Source organism: Streptomyces sp. BJ20 (assembly GCF_022869105.1).
GTDB classification, from domain to species: Bacteria; Actinomycetota; Actinomycetes; order Streptomycetales; family Streptomycetaceae; genus Streptomyces; species Streptomyces griseoincarnatus.
The window spans coordinates 3,921,227-3,936,973 of sequence record NZ_CP094918.1; the positions used below are offsets into that span (position 1 = coordinate 3,921,227).

General features: G+C 73.8%; 14 protein-coding genes. 1 reads left to right on the forward strand and 13 read right to left on the reverse strand.

Going from position 1 to position 15,747, the window contains the following annotated elements:
* Positions 1–47: 47 nt before the first annotated feature.
* The 13 genes from MTR79_RS17405 to MTR79_RS17465 form a co-directional block, all read right to left on the reverse strand.
* Positions 48–1,385 (reverse strand): pyridoxal-phosphate dependent enzyme, encoded by a 1,338-nt coding sequence (locus MTR79_RS17405; RefSeq protein ID WP_244791133.1) that lies wholly within the window; start codon positions 1,383–1,385, stop codon positions 48–50.
* Positions 1,382–2,878 carry a Y4yA family PLP-dependent enzyme gene (locus MTR79_RS17410; protein WP_244791135.1) on the reverse strand — a complete coding sequence of 499 codons (1,497 nt, stop codon included), beginning with the start codon at positions 2,876–2,878 and terminating at the stop codon, positions 1,382–1,384. Before MTR79_RS17410 ends, MTR79_RS17405 begins: the two co-directional genes overlap by 4 nt.
* A gap of 84 nt (positions 2,879–2,962) precedes the next feature.
* Positions 2,963–4,756 (reverse strand): ABC transporter ATP-binding protein, encoded by a 1,794-nt coding sequence (locus MTR79_RS17415; protein WP_244791137.1) that lies wholly within the window; start codon positions 4,754–4,756, stop codon positions 2,963–2,965.
* Complete coding sequence (locus tag MTR79_RS17420; protein ID WP_189364794.1) at positions 4,753–6,492, reverse strand: ABC transporter ATP-binding protein; 1,740 nt, start codon at positions 6,490–6,492, stop codon at positions 4,753–4,755. Before MTR79_RS17420 ends, MTR79_RS17415 begins: the two co-directional genes overlap by 4 nt.
* Positions 6,489–7,622 (reverse strand): SagB/ThcOx family dehydrogenase, encoded by a 1,134-nt coding sequence (locus MTR79_RS17425; protein WP_244791139.1) that lies wholly within the window; start codon positions 7,620–7,622, stop codon positions 6,489–6,491. Before MTR79_RS17425 ends, MTR79_RS17420 begins: the two co-directional genes overlap by 4 nt.
* Before the next feature lie 8 nt (positions 7,623–7,630).
* Positions 7,631–9,010, reverse strand: a complete 1,380-nt coding sequence (locus MTR79_RS17430; protein ID WP_244791141.1) for a YcaO-like family protein — start codon at positions 9,008–9,010, stop codon at positions 7,631–7,633.
* Positions 9,007–10,488 (reverse strand): CocE/NonD family hydrolase, encoded by a 1,482-nt coding sequence (locus MTR79_RS17435; RefSeq protein ID WP_244791143.1) that lies wholly within the window; start codon positions 10,486–10,488, stop codon positions 9,007–9,009. The genes MTR79_RS17430 and MTR79_RS17435 overlap by 4 nt, the downstream gene beginning before the upstream one ends.
* Positions 10,485–11,339, reverse strand: a complete 855-nt coding sequence (locus MTR79_RS17440) for a hypothetical protein (protein WP_244791145.1) — start codon at positions 11,337–11,339, stop codon at positions 10,485–10,487. Before MTR79_RS17440 ends, MTR79_RS17435 begins: the two co-directional genes overlap by 4 nt.
* 90 nt (positions 11,340–11,429) lie before the next feature.
* Complete coding sequence (gene amiA, locus MTR79_RS17445) at positions 11,430–11,543, reverse strand: streptamidine family RiPP (RefSeq protein ID WP_240449383.1); 114 nt, start codon at positions 11,541–11,543, stop codon at positions 11,430–11,432.
* Between the two features lie 57 nt (positions 11,544–11,600).
* Entirely contained in the window at positions 11,601–12,422 is an 822-nt protein-coding gene (locus MTR79_RS17450; protein WP_189364789.1) for an ABC transporter ATP-binding protein, read from the reverse strand.
* Positions 12,423–12,442: 20 nt separating this feature from the next.
* Positions 12,443–13,450: an iron ABC transporter permease gene (locus tag MTR79_RS17455; RefSeq protein ID WP_244791147.1), complete on the reverse strand. Its 1,008-nt coding sequence runs from the start codon at positions 13,448–13,450 to the stop codon at positions 12,443–12,445.
* Positions 13,447–14,580, reverse strand: a complete 1,134-nt coding sequence (locus MTR79_RS17460) for an iron ABC transporter permease (protein ID WP_244793210.1) — start codon at positions 14,578–14,580, stop codon at positions 13,447–13,449. Before MTR79_RS17460 ends, MTR79_RS17455 begins: the two co-directional genes overlap by 4 nt.
* Positions 14,581–14,684: 104 nt before the next feature.
* Positions 14,685–15,497 (reverse strand): ABC transporter substrate-binding protein, encoded by an 813-nt coding sequence (locus MTR79_RS17465; RefSeq protein WP_244791149.1) that lies wholly within the window; start codon positions 15,495–15,497, stop codon positions 14,685–14,687.
* Between MTR79_RS17465 and MTR79_RS17470 the strand changes: the two genes are divergently transcribed.
* On the forward strand, positions 15,475–15,702 hold the full coding sequence (locus tag MTR79_RS17470) for a hypothetical protein (RefSeq protein ID WP_244791151.1): 228 nt from the start codon (positions 15,475–15,477) through the stop codon (positions 15,700–15,702). The genes MTR79_RS17465 and MTR79_RS17470 overlap by 23 nt on opposite strands.
* Positions 15,703–15,747: the final 45 nt, after the last annotated feature.

Below are 15,747 nucleotides of genomic sequence, written 5' to 3' on the forward strand. Positions count from 1 at the left end.
CCAGCAAGGGTCCTCCGGTTCCACCGCGGGAAGCGGGTGCGCCGCGCTCACTCGCGCACCAGCGGTGCGCCCGCGTCCCGCCAGGCGACGATCCCGCCGGCCAGGCTGCGGACGTCCGGGTGGCCCATCCGGGTCAGCGCGGCGGCGAACCGCAGTGACTTCTCGCCCACGGGACAGGCCAGCAGCACGGGAGTGCGCTTGCTGAAGGGGAGCCCCCCGCGCAGCAGGTCCTCGAACACCTCGTCGACGATGTTGACCGAGCCCTCGATGTGCAGGGCGGCATAGGCGTGTGGACTGCGCAGGTCGACGACGAGTGGCCGGGGGTCACCCTCGGCGCACCAGCGGCGGGCCTCCTGCACGTCGATGACGCGGCCCTCCGCACGGGCCTCGGCGTCGGTGACGGCCACCGCGGAGCGCCCGCGGTCCGTCCTGCCCAGGAGTTCGGGGCGTCGCTGACGCACATAGCTGAGGTAGCTCTCGGCCCGGTCGCACACGATGAACACCGCCGTCCGGCGCTGCCCCGTCCCCTCCAGCTCGGCGTCCGCGTACCGCAGCTGCCGCACCGCCCCCTCGTAGGCGGCGCCGCCGGTCGGTCCGCTCAGCAGTCCGCAGCGGCGGATCAGGGTGATCATCCCGTCGATGGCCTCGTCGGAGGTGACCGACTCGATGGCGTCGTACGTCGCCGGGTCGAACAGGCCCACCTCGTGGACCTCGTCCATGGTGCGGATGCCCGGTATGAAGTCCGACTTGTGGGCGACCAGGCCGAGCACCCGTACGCGCGGATCGAGCTCGCGCAGGACCTTGGCGACACCGGTCGACGAACCGGCCGTGCCCACGCAGGCGATGAACCAGTCCGGCACCCGGCCGTCCAGGTCCTTCACTATCTCGGGGCCGGTACCCTCCGCGTGTGCCTCGACGTTGCGCGGGTTGAAGTACTGGTCGGTGTGCAGGTACGTGCTCCCCTGGTCGGACAGCGCCCGGTGGAACTGCGTCAGCGGGTCGTCCGTGTCGGTCGGGTCGAGGCACTCGCTGCGTCCGGGAAGCTCCTCGATCTCGGCGCCGATGAGCAGCAGGAGCTCCTTGATCTCGGGTACGCGCATGCGGTTGGTGACGCTCTTGAATCCCCGTCCGTGCATGCCGGCCAGCAGGGCGAGTGCCTTGGCCGTGTTGCCGCTGGAGAGTTCGACGACCGTCCCTTCGCCGTCGGTGTCGGCCTCCAGGTGGGGCCGGGCCATGTGCCAGGCGGGCCGGTCCTTGACGGACCCGAACGGATTGAGCATCTCCAGCTTGGCGTAGAGGTCGATGTTGCGCAGACCGTGTACGGCGGGATCGATGCGCACCAGAGGCGTGTTGCCTATGGCCTCGGTGATGCTGTCGTACCTCATCCGACTGCTCCCCCCAGGGGTGTGATCGGCCAGTAGTCCTCGTCCGGGCACCAGCGCCAGGTGTCGCCCCGCCGCTCCACCGCCACCGTCCGCGCGGCGGGCTGCCGCTGCGCGTGATGGGCGCGGAAGTCCATGGCGTATCCGGCGGTGTTGGCGAACGCCAGCAGATCCCCCGCCTGCGGCAACCGGGGCAGGAAGACCAGGCGGCGGGTGATGAGATCGCCTTCCAGGCACAGATTGCCGGTGAGGTAGACGCCGACCGCCTCTCCGTCACCCGCCGCCGCTTCGTCGCGCGGCAACAGGACGGGGTCCACCAGGACCCCGTGCTCCTCCAGGCTCATGTCACCCGCGTTCATCGCGAGGTGCACCAGATGGTGCCCGGCGTCCGTGTCCGCGGGCCGCACGTCCAGCACGCGGGCGAGCGACAGTCCGCACTGGTCGACCAGGGAACGGCCGGGTTCGATGTAGAGGTCGTGGAGGTGCTCCAGCAGGAGGGTGGCGGCCGGGCGGCCCAGCACCGGCGCGGGCAGGGAGAGGATCTCGTCGAGGTATCCCGGGCCGGCGGTGGGGCGGTACGCGGGGTACAGGGCGGTGGCACCGCGCACCGTGCCGCCCTCGTTGCGCAGCCCGTATCCGTGACCGCGCCAGGTCATCGGCGGACGGACGCCGAGCACTGCCTCGGTCAGCGCGGTGGTCCACCGCTCCCAGTCCTCCGCCTCGGCGACGTAGCCGACGCCGAATCCGCCCCCGATGTCGAGGGCGTGCGGCGCGAGTCCCCGCGCCCGGCATTCGTCCATGAACAGCACGCACTGCTCCAGCGCCCGCGCCTTCTCCTCCACGCCGGTGGTGTCGAGATGGTAGGCGGCTCCGGCGAACTCCACGGTGTCGGCGTTGTGTTCGAGCGCCGACAGCAGCTCCTCCATGTCACGTACCGGGGTGCCGAAGCGGCTGCGCCGGGAGAGCAGCCGGGTGCCCGCTCCCCCGTTGCCGGTGGTGTGCTCGAACCCCGACAGGCGTACCAGTACGGCGACGCGGCCGAGGCCATGTGCGCGCACCAGTGCGGAGAGACGTTCCAGTTCCCCGGGCGAGTCCAGGTTGACCGTGGCTCCGACGCGCGCGGCCAGCCAGAGGAACGCGGCGTCCTTGGGGCCGGTGGCCATGACGCGGTCGCCGGTGAACCCACAGCCCAGTGCGTGCCTCAGCTCCTCCGTGGAGGCGACGTCGACACCGACGGCGGCCGGGTCCTCCGCCGCCAGTCGCCGCAGCAGGGCGCTGGACCGGTTCGCCTTGTGCGCGAAGTAGACCCGCCCGGTGAGACGGTGGCGGCGGTAGACGGCACGGAAGCGGGCGGCGTTCGCGGCCACGGCCTCGGGGAGCAGCACATTGAGCGGCGACCCCAGCGCGTCGGCGAGCGAGTGCAGGAAGGGCCCGTCCGCCAGCAGTGCGGCGAGCGGGGGTTCCACCCTGGGCCTCAGGTACAAGGGCGCGTCCACGTGAGACCCCTCCCGTTGCCGGCCGACCGCCGACGCGACGATCGTTCGGGAGTAGTCGTTTCCAGGTACACCCGTACCTAAGCGTCACTGGTCCGGTTCCCGGGGCGAACTGCCGTGCCCAGTGAGGGCGGTGTCACTGAGGATGCGGTTGAGCGCGCTGTCGGGGCTGCTTGTGAGGTCCTCCCAGGTTCCCTCTTCCGTGATGAGGCCGCCCTCCAGGACCGCGATGCGGTCGGCACGGCGGATGGTGGCCGGGCGGTGGGCGATGAGGATCGTCGTGCGGCTCTCCTGCCGCAGCGCGGTGGCGAGTTCGGCGTCGCCGGTGTTGTCCAGGTGCGCGGTGGTCTCGTCGAGCACGAGGACGCGCGGGCCGGCCAGCAGCGCGCGGGCCAGCGCGATGCGGGCCCGCTGACCGCCGGAGAGCGTGGCTCCCCGCTCGCCGACGAGGGTGTCCAGGGGGGCGATCCGGTCGACGCCGCACAGCCGCGCCGCCTCGGCCAGCGCCCGGTCGTCGGCCTCGGGCGCGGCGAGCCGCAGGTTCTCGGCGAGGGTGCCGTGGAAGAGGGGGGTGTCCTGTCCCACCAGGACCACCGCCCGCCGCAGTTCCGCGTCGTCCACCTGCCTCACGTCCACGGGATCGCCGTCGGCGGGCAGCAACTGGACCTCACCGGCGGACGGGTCCCAGAAGCGTGCCAGCAGGTGGGCGCAGGTGGACTTGCCCGCACCCGAGGCGCCGACGAGGGCGAGTGTCCGGCCGGGACGGACGGTGAGGTCGACGCCGTCCAGCACGGGGGCGCCCCCGTAGTCGAACCGCACTCGGTGCAACCGGACGCCCAGTGGTCCCGGAGGCAGGGGGCGTGGTGCGGTGGGCGGTGGTGCCAGTGCGGGGGCCTTGACGGCCGCGTCGACGCGGGCGGCGGCGGCGCGCAGGGCCACGGCCTGGCTCAGGGCGCGGGCGGACTCCGCGACCGGGCCGAGGACGGACAGGGCCAGCGCCATCGCGGCCGGGGCCCAGGCACCGTGCAGCCGTCCGGAGGTCACGGACTGTGCCGCCGCGGCGACCACGCCGAGGACCGCGACCACGATGAGGAGGTCGCGGACGGCAGCGGCGACGGCCTCCCAGGTGGCCTCGGCGCGCTGGGCGTCGCCGACCTGCCGCCCCCGTTCCGCCAACGTGCGGCGGCGTTCGGCCAGAGCGCCGAAGGCAAGCAGTTCGCGCAGCCCGTCGACGGTCTCCACCGTGTCGGCCGACAGCGCGGCCACAGCCGTGCGGGTGCGGCCGCCGCGCACCGTGCGCGCGCCCGCGTCGGCGAAGGGCGCCGCGGCGAGCAGGGCGGCGACCGGCAGCACGGCCACCAGCAGCCACGGCTCCACCAGGGCCAGAAGTACCGAGCCGCCGGTGAGGACCGTTCCCGCCGCGAGCAGCTGGGCGGTGGTGTGGGCGTAGAAGAACTCCAGCGCCTCCACGTCGGCCATGGCGGTGGCGGCGAGATCGCCGCTGCGCCGGCCCGCGACCCGGGCCGGCGCGCTGCGGGCCAGTCCGTCGAAGACGTGGACCCGCAGTGCCGCCAGTACCCGGTAGGCGAGATCGTGGGAGAGGTCCATCTCCCGCCAGGTCATCAGGGCGCGTACGAGAACGAGGGCGACGAGCGCGGTGACGGTGCCGGCCGTGGGTGCGCGCCCTTCGATGACGGCGATGCCCACGGTATGCGCGGCCAGGGTCACCAGCGCGACGAGAGAACCCTGCTCGAGGAGCGCGGCGGCACAGGTGCGGGCCGTCATGGCACGGTGTGCCGCGAGGGCCAGGAGCAGGGCGCGCAGCGCGCCCCGCGCCGGCAGGCCGGCTCCGGCGGCGGTGGGACCGGTGACGGTGCTCATGCGGCGAGTTCCCCTCGATGGGCGCGGCCGGCCTCGACGAGCCGGGTGTAGACGCCGCCGGCGTCGACCAGGCCGGTGTGGTCGCCGACGGCGTCCACCCGTCCCGCGTCGAGGACGACGATCCGGTCGGCGGACCGGACGGCCGCGAGCCGGTGGGCAACCACCAGGACGGTCCGCCCACCGACCTCGTTCAGCAGCTCTCGGACGATGTCCGCCTCGCGTCGTTCGTCGACCGAACTGGTGGCCTCGTCGAGAACGAGGACCGGGGCGTCGGACAGCAGGGCCCGCGCGAGGGCGAGCCGCTGTCGCTGCCCGCCGGAGAGCGTGGCGCCCCGTTCGCCGAGGAGGGTGGCGTAGCCGTCCGGGAGGGCGGCGATCTCGTCGTGGATCCCGGCGGCGCGCGCCGCCCGGGTGAGCTCGTCGTCGGTGGCGTCCGGACGGGCCAGGCGCAGGTTGTCGGCGATGGTGGCGTGGAACAGGTACGTCTCCTGGGAGACGACGGCGATGCCCTGCCGCAGCGAGTCGAGCGCGTACTCGGTCGTCGGGCGGCCGTCGAGGGTGATCCGCCCTTCCTGCGGGTCGTGGTGGCGCAGAAGCAGGGCCAGGAGGGTCGACTTGCCCGCGCCGGACGGCCCGACGATCGCGGTGGTCCGTCCCGCCCGGGCGGTGAAGGAGACCCCGTCCAGAGCGGGTGCGTCAGCACCGTCGTAGGTGAACCGGACGCTGTGAAAACTGAGTTCGGGCGGGGTGTGCCAGTGCGCGGGCGCCGTCGCGGTGTCGGGGACCGCCGGCACGGACGTGCGCAGGGACGCCAGCCCGTCGGCGGCCGACACCCCCAGGTATCCGGCGTGCCACTCCCGGGCATGGTCGCGCACCGGACGGAAGCACTCGGAGGCCAGCAGCAGCACCAGATAGGTGCCGGCCGCGGTGGTGGATCCGGTGACGGCCGACCAGCATGCCAGGAGCGCTGCGGCGGCGGTGCCGCCCTGGATGGCGAGGTCGGTGATGCCCGTGTCGACCAGGGACACCCGCAACTTGGCGACGGTCGCCCGGTGCAGGGCCGCGGACCGCTCCTCCAGGCGCGCCCGGGTGCGGCCGACCGCGCCCGCGGCGCGCAGGGCGGGCATGCCCTGGAGAGCCTCCAGGTAGTCGGCGCCCAGCCCTTCGTAGGTGTCCCAGTGTTCCTTCCCGCGGGCGGCGAGGAGCCGGTCCCAGGCGCGCGGCCCCAGCAGGGCCAAGAGCAGGGCGGGGACGAGCCCGAGGAGGGCCCTGGGTTCGACCACGACGAGGACGGCGAGGACCAGGGGTGGTACCGCGAGGGTGACCAGGAGCTGGGGCAGGTAGCGGGAGACGTAGGCGTCGACGCCCTCCACCCCGTCGACCAGGGTGGTGCGGACGGCCCCCGCCCGCGCTGTGGTCAGGTATGCGGGCCCCAGCCGGCCCAGGTGGGCCAGGAGTTCGTCGCGCAGTGCCACCCTGACCCGGGCCCCGGCGCGCGTGGCGGTGCGCCGCTGCCACAGGGCGAGCTCGGCGCGGGCGGCGACGACGGCGAGCACGCCGGCCAGCAGCCACGGGAGTCGGCCGGTGTCACCGCGGGCCAGGCCGGCGAGCGCGAGGGCCAGCAGCACGGCCTGTGCCAGGTACGTGAGGGTGACGGCTCCCTGCAAGAGGGTGGCCGCGAGCAGGGGCCGCCGCGCGTGCCGTGCGGCGCGACGCAGCTCGGGGTGGACGATCATGTGGAACTCTCCTCGTCGGCGTGGTGGGTGCCGAGGGCCAGGGCGTGCACGACCCAGTCACGGCCCGGCGCGGCGCCGACAGCGGCGCCGAGATCCGCCTGCTGCCAGGAGCCGACGGGACGGGCCGCCAGCCCGTGGCGCAGGGCTGTGACATGGGCCAGGTGGACGGCGAAGCCGGCTCGCAGATGGGCGCGGCGGATGTGCGTGGCGTCGGCGTCCGCGGGGCAGCCGTGGGCGAGCAGTACGGCGCCGGCGTCCGCGAGCCACGCCTGGCCCGCCGCCCAGGCCGCGAGCGTCGGACGGGCCTCGCCGGACGCGTAGCGCCGCAGGGTCGTGCCCTCGGGACCCAGTTGCATGAGGCCGGGCCGAGGCGGGCCGACCGCGGCGCACCAGCGCAACAGGTCACCGCCCCCGGCCCGTTCGGCGGTGGACAGGACTGCCCGCAGTGCGTCGCGGGGCGGAAGGCCCACCAACGGTGGCGGGGTGCTGCGGCGCGCCAGCAGGTCGGCCGGGGTGGGAAGGTCCTCAGTCCTCGCAGAGTGCCTCGGGCTCCGCCCGTAGGGCGGTCGGATACGTACGACGGCCAGGGGGTTCTCGGTGCGTCCGTCCATCCGCACGTCGGATTCGCCCGCGCCCAGGACGCGGGCCGCCAGGAGCAACGCCGCGGCGGCGTGCCCGGTGTCCAGCAACAGGAGGGGCCAGGCCCGGTGGCCGTAGTGGGACACCGTGCGCTGTGCGGTGACGGAAAGTGCGGCGGTCACGCCCGGCGGCGTGCCGTCGACGGGCGGGCCGGCGTGATGGACGCGGTGGCGCAGCGGGTCGTAGCCGTAGCGGCCGGGCGGCAGGGAGCAGCCGGTGCCCACGACCAGTTCGGTGTCCACCGGGTGCAGCGCACCGGCGGAGGGCGTGGGCCTGAGGCGTCCGGAGGTGTCCGAGGCCGCCAGGGAAAGATGCAGCAGAGTCCGCAGGTCGAGGTGCGCGGGGCCGGCCTGCGGGATCGGGAGCGGCGGGCCCGCCCATTCCCGGACGGGTGCTCCCGCGGGCGTGTCGGGGCCGGGGCGCTCCGGGGAGCGGGCCCGGGCGAGGGCGGCGACGAGGCCCGTCTGCGGGTCCTCGCGGTGGTCTTCCACTGCGGCCCTCACATGTGTGGCGGAGGCGCCAGCGTGAAATCCTCCGGCGCGCTCGGCGGAGTCGCGCGCCATCCGCGCGCGACGGCGGCCTCGGCAAGGCGCGGGCAGCCGAAGTAGCCGAAGGCGGCGGGCGCGTTGGGAAGCAGTCCGGAGACGAGGACCCGGGCGACGCGCAGTGCGGTCTCCGCCACGTCCTCGGTGGTGAGGTCGAAGGTCATGACACGGTGACCGCCCTCGCGCAGCGTGCTCTCCAGCCGCTCCCGGCTGCCGGGCTCGACCTCTGCGACGGATACCGTCCCGAGCGCGGGCTCGGTGAACCTCCGGGCCTCGACCGCCATCCGCTCGTCCAGCCACACCTGCACGTGTGCGCCCAGGTCGCGCACGTGCTCGAACTGCTCGCCGCACACGTCGAGGTAGCGGCCGTCGGCCCGGTGGTCCAGGTACAGCCCGCGGGCGAGCAGCCCGGCCTCGACGGCCTGGAACACCCAGCCGTCGGGGCCGGTCAGGCCCTGGGTGAAGACCCAGGTGTGGACGGCTTCCAGGACGGCCTTGCGGGCAGCCTCGGCCGGATCGTACTTGCAGGCGAACCCGGCGGCGTACAGGCCGAGGCGCGGGTCGTGGACGAGCGCCGCCATGCAGGGGGCGAACTCCGAGTGCATCTCGACGATGTGGACGTCGAGCGCGGAGCTGGCGAGGTCGTCGGAGAGGCCGGGCACACTCGCCGGGTCGATGCCCCGGGCCGGGCCGTCCAGGTGCCACCACAGTTCCAGGGCGTCGCGTTCGACGATCTCCAGCAGGCCGCGCTCGACAGCGTCGTCGAGGCCCTGTCCGGTGGCGATCCCGGCGTAGTTGAGGTGGTGGGTGCGGGGCAGCTCGCGCAGGCCGCCTTGTCGCCAGTTGAGGTGGGTGAGCGAGACGGGTGCCCAGACCTCGGCGGGGGTCCCGTCGGGCAGTCGTTCGGTTCCCCGTGTCCACAGTGCCGGGGTGTCGGCGGTGAGCGGGCGGTAGGGGAACTTCGCGCGGGCGTACTGCCAGGGTGCGTAGGCGGGCAGATCGGCCGGACCGTACAGGCGCAGGCCCTTGTCCGTCAGTTCGGCGGCGGTGGCGCGCAGGGGTGCGTCCGGGTGGCCGGGCGGCGGCACACGGTTGCCGCAGTAGCGCTCCATCCCCTCGGCTATCGCGGCGACGCGGGCCTGCTCGGGGTCGCCGAAGGTGGTGCCGAGCGAGACCCGGTCGGCGGGCCACAGGCCGTGTCTGCGGGCGTCGGACACCTCGGCCGTGAGGGCGGTGTAGCGGGGCGGGGCGCCCGCGGGGTGCTCGACGGGCTTGACCTTGCGGACGATTCCGCAGACGGGGTCGACGAGCGCTTCCAGCGGCAGGGCCGTCATCGCAGGATCTCCTCGGCGGGGTCGGTGGGGGCGGGACGGGACACAAGGACGGGCAGGTTCAGCACCACGCTGTCCGGGTGGACCTCACGCCGGGAGGCGAGCAGTCGTGCGGCCGTCATCGGGTCGTCCCCGGTGTGGGGATTGCGGGCGTGGGCCGGGAAGTGGTGTCCGGCGATCTCCAGGCGCAGCCGGGTACCGGCCCGGAGCCGACGTGCCAGCCGGCCCAGTCCGACGGTGAACGCGGTTTCCCGGCCGGCCGGTTCGGCACGCCGGACGACACCGACCGCGAGCCGCTCGGCGGTCCCGTCGGGTGGGAGCACGACGAGTCTGGCGGCCCAGTCGGCGGACGGTGTGTGAGCGGTGGCCCGCAGCCGCACACTGACGGGGCCGACGAGGTCGAGCGGACGCGGCGACGGCGGTGTGACCAGCAGGCAGCGGTCGGGCGGGCCGTCGGCGGGGACGGTCAGGTCGTCGGAGCGAAGGGGCCGGGCGGGGTCGGCGGTGAAGGCGGAGCCGTGCAGCAGGCGCATGCGGTGGGCACGCGGTTCTCCCTCGGCGTCGGCGGGCAGCCACAGGCCTGCGCCACCGAGCGCCAGTGCGCCGTGGCGGCCGGGGGCGAGGTCGCCGGCCAGGGCGCGGCGGGCCCAGCGCACGTACAGCTCGCCGAGGTTCAGCCGGTGGGCGGGTCCCGCGTCCGGCCACGGAGCAGCGGTCAGAGGGTGCCCCCAGGGCCCGAGCAGCAGACGCGCCGAGGATCCGCCCCAGGCGCGCCACAGAGCGACGGTCTCCTCGGTGAAGTGGTCGTGATGGCCGCCCACCGCGAGCAGGGGCGGCCCGGCGTGCGCCGCCCGCGCCACGAGGTGCCCGCGGTCGCGCTGGAGCCACAACCCCGCCCACGAGGGCAGGGCGCGTCCCAGCCGCTCGGGCAGGGCGGTCAACGGCAGGCGGGCGAGCAGGCCGGGGTCCTCGGCGAGGGCCTTGTTCAGCGCATTCTCGTCGGAGTCGCGCCGGTCGCCGTGGGCGGCCCACCATCCGGCGCGGGAAAGCAGCCGTTCCACGCCGGACGCCTCGCGGGCGGTCTCCGCCAGGCCGAGGGCGGGCACGGCCGCGACGACGGCGTCCGGCCGGGCGTCCCGGGGCGCGTCCAGGGCGAGGACGAGGGCGCAGTGGGCGGCGTAGGAGGCGCCGGCGGCCACCAGCCGCCCGTCGCTCCACGGCTGCTGCCGGATCCAGCGGACGGCCGCTGTTCCGTCGGCGGCCTCGTGCGCGTACGGGTGCCACTCCCCCGGCGACGCGAACCGCCCCCGCACGTCCTGGACGACGGCGGCGAACCCGCGGCGGGCCCAGCCTCGCGCCTCGGCCTCGTGCCGGGTCCGGTCGTAGGGGGTGCGCACCAGGACGGTCGGGAAGGGTCCGTGGCCGGCCGGGAGCAGGACGTCGGTGGCGAGTTCCTCCACAGCCGTGCTGAACGCCGTCATCCGTCCTTCTTCGGTATCGGCGCGACGTCGGGCACCGGCAGCACGGGGTGCTCGGTGACGGTCAGCGTGCGCAGGTCCACCCGTCGCAGTCGGCGCCGCACCGGGAAGCCCGCCGGACCGGAGGCTCCGGTGGCCCACCGGCCCAGATCGTCCGCGAGCAGCGCCGCGAGCAGTGTGGCGGCGGGTCCGGCGAGCCGGACCGGCGCGCCGGAGGTACGCGGTCCGCTCCAGTACGCGGCCAGTTCGCGGTGAGCGGGTGTGGCGGCGAGCCTGCGGGACCGGACGTGCGCCGAGGTGACGTCCCCGGGAGCGGCGGCCACCGGTTCGACGTACGCCTGCCAGCCCTCGCGGTGGCAGCGCAGCCACGCGACACCGTGCTCCGGCAGCCGGTCGGCGGCGTCCCACAAGCCGTCCGGCACGGGTCCGTCCAGGCACCACACGACCGCGGAGGGATGTCCGTCGAGCAGGTCCTCGATGCCCACCGGCGAGCTGCCGGGGTCGGTCACGGCCGGAGTCGTCCGGGGCCGCGCGCCCAGGGCGGCCAGTTGCACGGCGAGCGGTTCGGTCAGGACCGGGTCGCCGAGGATCCTGACATCCCGGCGAGCGGCGGGCCACTCCGGGCGCGACGGCCCTTCCGCCAGATAACCGGCTTCGTCGAACGCCCGGATCACGCGTTCCGTCCCCTCGTCCTCCGGGGCCGTGGTCTCCCCGGTGAGCAGGGAGAGCAAGGCGTCCTCGTCCGCGTCTCCTGTCCTGACGGTGAAGAACTCCCCTGCGGGGGTGCGGACGGCAAGCCCTCGCCCGGGCACGGCGACGACCTCGGCACCGGGGACGAGTCGGCTACGGGACACGGTGTTCCTCCTGTCGACGGAAGCGGGGACGGGCGTGGGCCCGCCCGGAGCATCGGGCGGGCCCACGGTCGAGGGTGGCCAGACCCTCGCTTACTCCTCGGTGTCCTCGAAGGGGTTCTCGACGAGCGCGTTGGAGTGGGAGGCCGAGTCATGAGCCAGCTGACCCGGGTCGGCGATCGGCGCGAAGACCTGCTCGTTTTCCATGAACTCTCCTTCATCAGCAGGGAGATACGGCGTTCGGACGAGCGCCGTGACCTCACTCTAATGAATCTGATTTTCATATTCTAGAGCTGCGATGGGGTGATCTGGGTAACACACGGGCCACCCCCCTTCCGGATCCTCACCGACCCGGCCTGCCACCTGCAGAACCTCCGCCAGCAACCCCGGCGTGACGACCTGCTTCGGCGCTCCGTCGGCGACCACACGGCCCTCCCGCAGGGCGACGATCCGCTCGGCGAACCGGGCTGCGTGAGCCAGGTCGTGCAGCACCATCACCACCGTGAGCCCGCGTTCCTCCCGCAGGCGCACCACTGTCTGCAGTACGTCGAGCTGGTGGTGCAGATCCAGGTACGTGGTCGGCTCGTCGAGCAGCAGGACCCTGGTGTCCTGGGCGAGCGCCATCGCGAGCCGGACACGTTGCCGCTCGCCGCCGGACAGCGCGTCGACGTCACGGTCGGCCCAGTCCTCCACCCCGACATCACGCAGCGCCCGGCGCACGACGGGGTCGTCGCCCTCGCGCAGCATGCCCAGCGGGCCGCGCGCCGCATACCGCCCCTGCCGGACCAGGTGACCCACCGTCATGCCCGGTACGGCCGGAGCCGACTGGTGCAGCAAGGCCACCTTCCGGGCCGTGGCGCGTCTGGAAAGCCGCGTGACATCGTCCTCGCCGAGCAGCACGCGCCCTTCGTCGGGTTCCAGCAGCCCGGCGGCCAGCCGCAGCAGGGTCGACTTGCCGCAGCCGTTCAGGCCGATCAGGGCAGTCAGTTCGCCCGGCCGGACGGTCAGGTCGACGCCCCGCAGCACGGGTCGTCCGGGGTAGCCGAAGTGAACCCCCTCGACGTGGATCCCCACGGACTCGTTCATGCTCTGTCCTCGATTCGACGTCAGAACGTACGGCTCGGCGTGCGGCGCACGACGAGCAGCAGCAGCGCGGCACCCAGGCAGGCGGTCAGCGCCCCGACCGGCAACGTGAGCCGCCCGGAGTCCAGCGCCGTCGCCAGCAGCCGCGAGGACAACTGCGCCACCGCGTCCGCCCCGCACACCACGACCGCGCCTGTCAGGGCGGCGCCGGGAAGGCTCCGGCGCAGGTCCGCACCGAAGACGGCCACGGCCAGATGCGGGACGAGCAACCCGATGAAGCCCAGCGCGCCGACGGCGGCCACGGCGCCGGCGGTCAGGGCCACCGCGCACATCAGGGCCAGGGTCCGGGCCCGGCGAACGGAGAGACCGGCGGCGAGGGCGATGTCGTCACCGCAGCGCAGCAGGGTCAACGGCCCCGCCAGCAGCCAGGCGGCTGCCCCCCAGACGAGCGCCCACGGCCACAGCAGGTGCCAGTGCTCCCACACCCGGCCCTCCGTGGTGCCCACCAGCCACTGCACGACGCTGCCGAGCTCACCCGGTTCCACGAGCAGCACCATGGCGGTGAGCCCGCCGAGCACCGCCGACACCAGCACCCCGTGCACGGCGGTCTGCGCGGGGTCGCCGCGCCCGCGGCCGGCGAGCAGCCACAGCAGCGCTGCTCCGGCGCACCCGCCCGCGCAGGCGGCGAGGACCACGGCCAGGGGCGAATCCCATCCGGCGAGCCCCAGGGCGGTCGCGGTGACGGCGCCGAGGACCGCCCCCGGGGTCACACCTGTCACCTCCGGCCCGGCCAGGGGATTACGCAGTGCGGACTGCAGGACCAGTCCCGCCACGGCCAGACAGGCACCCGCGCCGAGGGCCACCATCAGCCTCGGCAGGCGCAGTTGGAACACGATGTGGCGCTCCGTCGCGTCACCGCCACCGTTGAGGACGTCCCAGACCACCCCCGGGGACATGCCGCGTCCGGCCACCAACTCCACTGCGGCGCACACGACGGCCAGTGCTCCGAGGACCGTGAAACGCCGGGTCACCGTACGTCCTCCGTTCCGACCGTCCCGAGAGGCGGCGAGGCCGGGCCACCGGGCCCGGGTTCGCCCCGGTGAGCGTGATGTGATGTCCCGGCGGGAGGCACTTCGTCCGTCACACCCGAAGCCGTGTTCCACGGCTCGGACGACTGCTCGCGCGTACCGGCGGAAGCATCCTGTCCCTGCCGGGCCGTCCGGCGGCGGCCGCCCGACCGCATCAGCGCGACGCCGGCCGGCACGCCCAGCAGGGCCGTCCACGCGCCGGCGGGGGTCTCCACGGGTGCCAGCGCCAGCCTGGCCGGGACATCGGCGACCGCCACGACAACCGCGCCCCAGGCCGCGGACCAGGGGAGCCAGCACACCGCTCCCGCCGCGGGAGCGAACCAGCGGCTCAGGTGCGGGGCGAGGAACCCCACCCACGCGACGGGCCCGCACACGGCCGTCACCGGGGCGATCAGCACCACGGCGATGGCCAGCGCTGCCAGCCGGGCGCGCTGCGCTCGCACACCGAGCGCCTCCGCGTCCTCGTCGCCCAGCCGCAGCACGGACAGCACCGGCGCGCACAGCACGAGTGCGGGCACCGCGACGAGCAGCCACGGCCACAGGTCCGTCACGTCGTCCCACGTCCGGGCGGACAGGGAACCGAGCAGGTAGCGGTAGATCAGCTGGAGGTCCAACTGGTCGGCCATGACCATCAGCACGAGCAGGGCTGCCTGCAACGCGGCCGCCACCGCCGCGCCGGTCAGCAGCACGGCGGACGGACTGCGCCCGATCCCGGCGACAAGCAGCGTGAGCCCGCCGCCGAGGGCGGCCCCGCCGATGGCCGGCAGAGGCTGGACGACGGCGGGCAGCGAGAAGGCCAGCACCAGCGGAGCGGCCACCCCGAGCGCCGCCCCGGACGACACACCCAGCATCTCCGGAACCGCCAGTGGATTGCGCAGCGCCTCCTGGAGCACCAGTCCGGCCGCCCCCAGACAGGCTCCGGCGACCAACGCCAGCAGCAGCCTGGGCACGCGGAGTTCACCCACGACGATCCCGGCGAGGGTGGTGTCCCCCTCCAGCACGGCGGCGACCAGCCGGTGCGGGGGGACGTAGGGGGTGCCGAGGCTGAGCGCGCAGACCGACGAGACGGCCAGCAACACGACCACCAGCAGCGGTTGCCGCCTCCGCGCACCGCGCGACGGCCGCTCCTCGCCCGCCGCGGCGCGATCGGCCACGGCGGGCGCCGAAAGGGACGTCCTCACCGCAGCGCGGCCGTGGCCTCGTCGAGCACGATGCCCAGCGAACGGGTGCCGCGTCCCTTGGCCCACACCTCTGAGTTCACCTCGTGGACGTCACCGTTCTCCACTGCCGGGATCTTGCTCCAGAGCGGGTTCCCGGCGAGCTTCTCGGACAGTTCGCCCTCCGCGTCGCCGAAGCTCAGCGTCTCGACGAACAGCACGTCGACGTCCTTGGCGAGGATCTCTTCGAGACTGTAACTGCCCTCCACGCCTCGGGACTTCCACGGGTAGTTGCCGATCTTGGGGAACAGGCTGGCGGCCACGTCGCCTTCGGGCGTCGCGACGCCGAAGTTCTCGTCACTGCCGTAGATGATGAGCGCGGTCTTGTCGCTCGGGGTCTTCTCGGCGGCGGCGAGCTTCGTCCGGAAGGTCCTCTCCGCCTTCTCCCCCTGGGCGGTGCGGCCGGTGAGGGCGGCGGTGTCGCGCAGGTAGCCCACGCTGTCCTGCCACGTCTCGGGCTGCATGGCCCAGAACGTGGTCGCTCCCTTCAGCGCCGGGGCGAGCTTGCCGTGGGTGTCCCCGAGGCCGATCACGAGGTCGGGCTTGTGGGAGAGGATCGCCTCCACCTCCGGGGCGATGAAGCCGCCGGGGATGATGTCCACCTCCTTGGCCTTCTCCTCCCCCAGGAAGTCCGGGTGGGCGAGCAGAGCGCTGTTGGTGGCCGTCGGGACGATGCCCAGTTCGGTCAGGATGTCGTCGCACAGGGCGAACAGGCAGACGATCCGCTCGGGCTCCTTCTTCAAGGAGATCGTGACGCCGTTGGTGTCGGTCAACTTCGTCGACGCCTTGATGGGTTCGACCGTCACCTCCGTCCTCACCGTGGGCTTGGCCTTGCCGTTCGCGGGCTCTTCGGAGGACGAGCCGCAGCCGACCAGGAGCGAACCCACCGCCGCTGCGGTGAGCCAACTGCGGACGAATCTCGACGATGAGCGCAGCATCGATGCCCTCGCTTCTTCTCAGGTGCTGGGAACGCACTGAAGATACATGATAATCGTTTTCACCAGACCGGTTTCTGGAGGACTC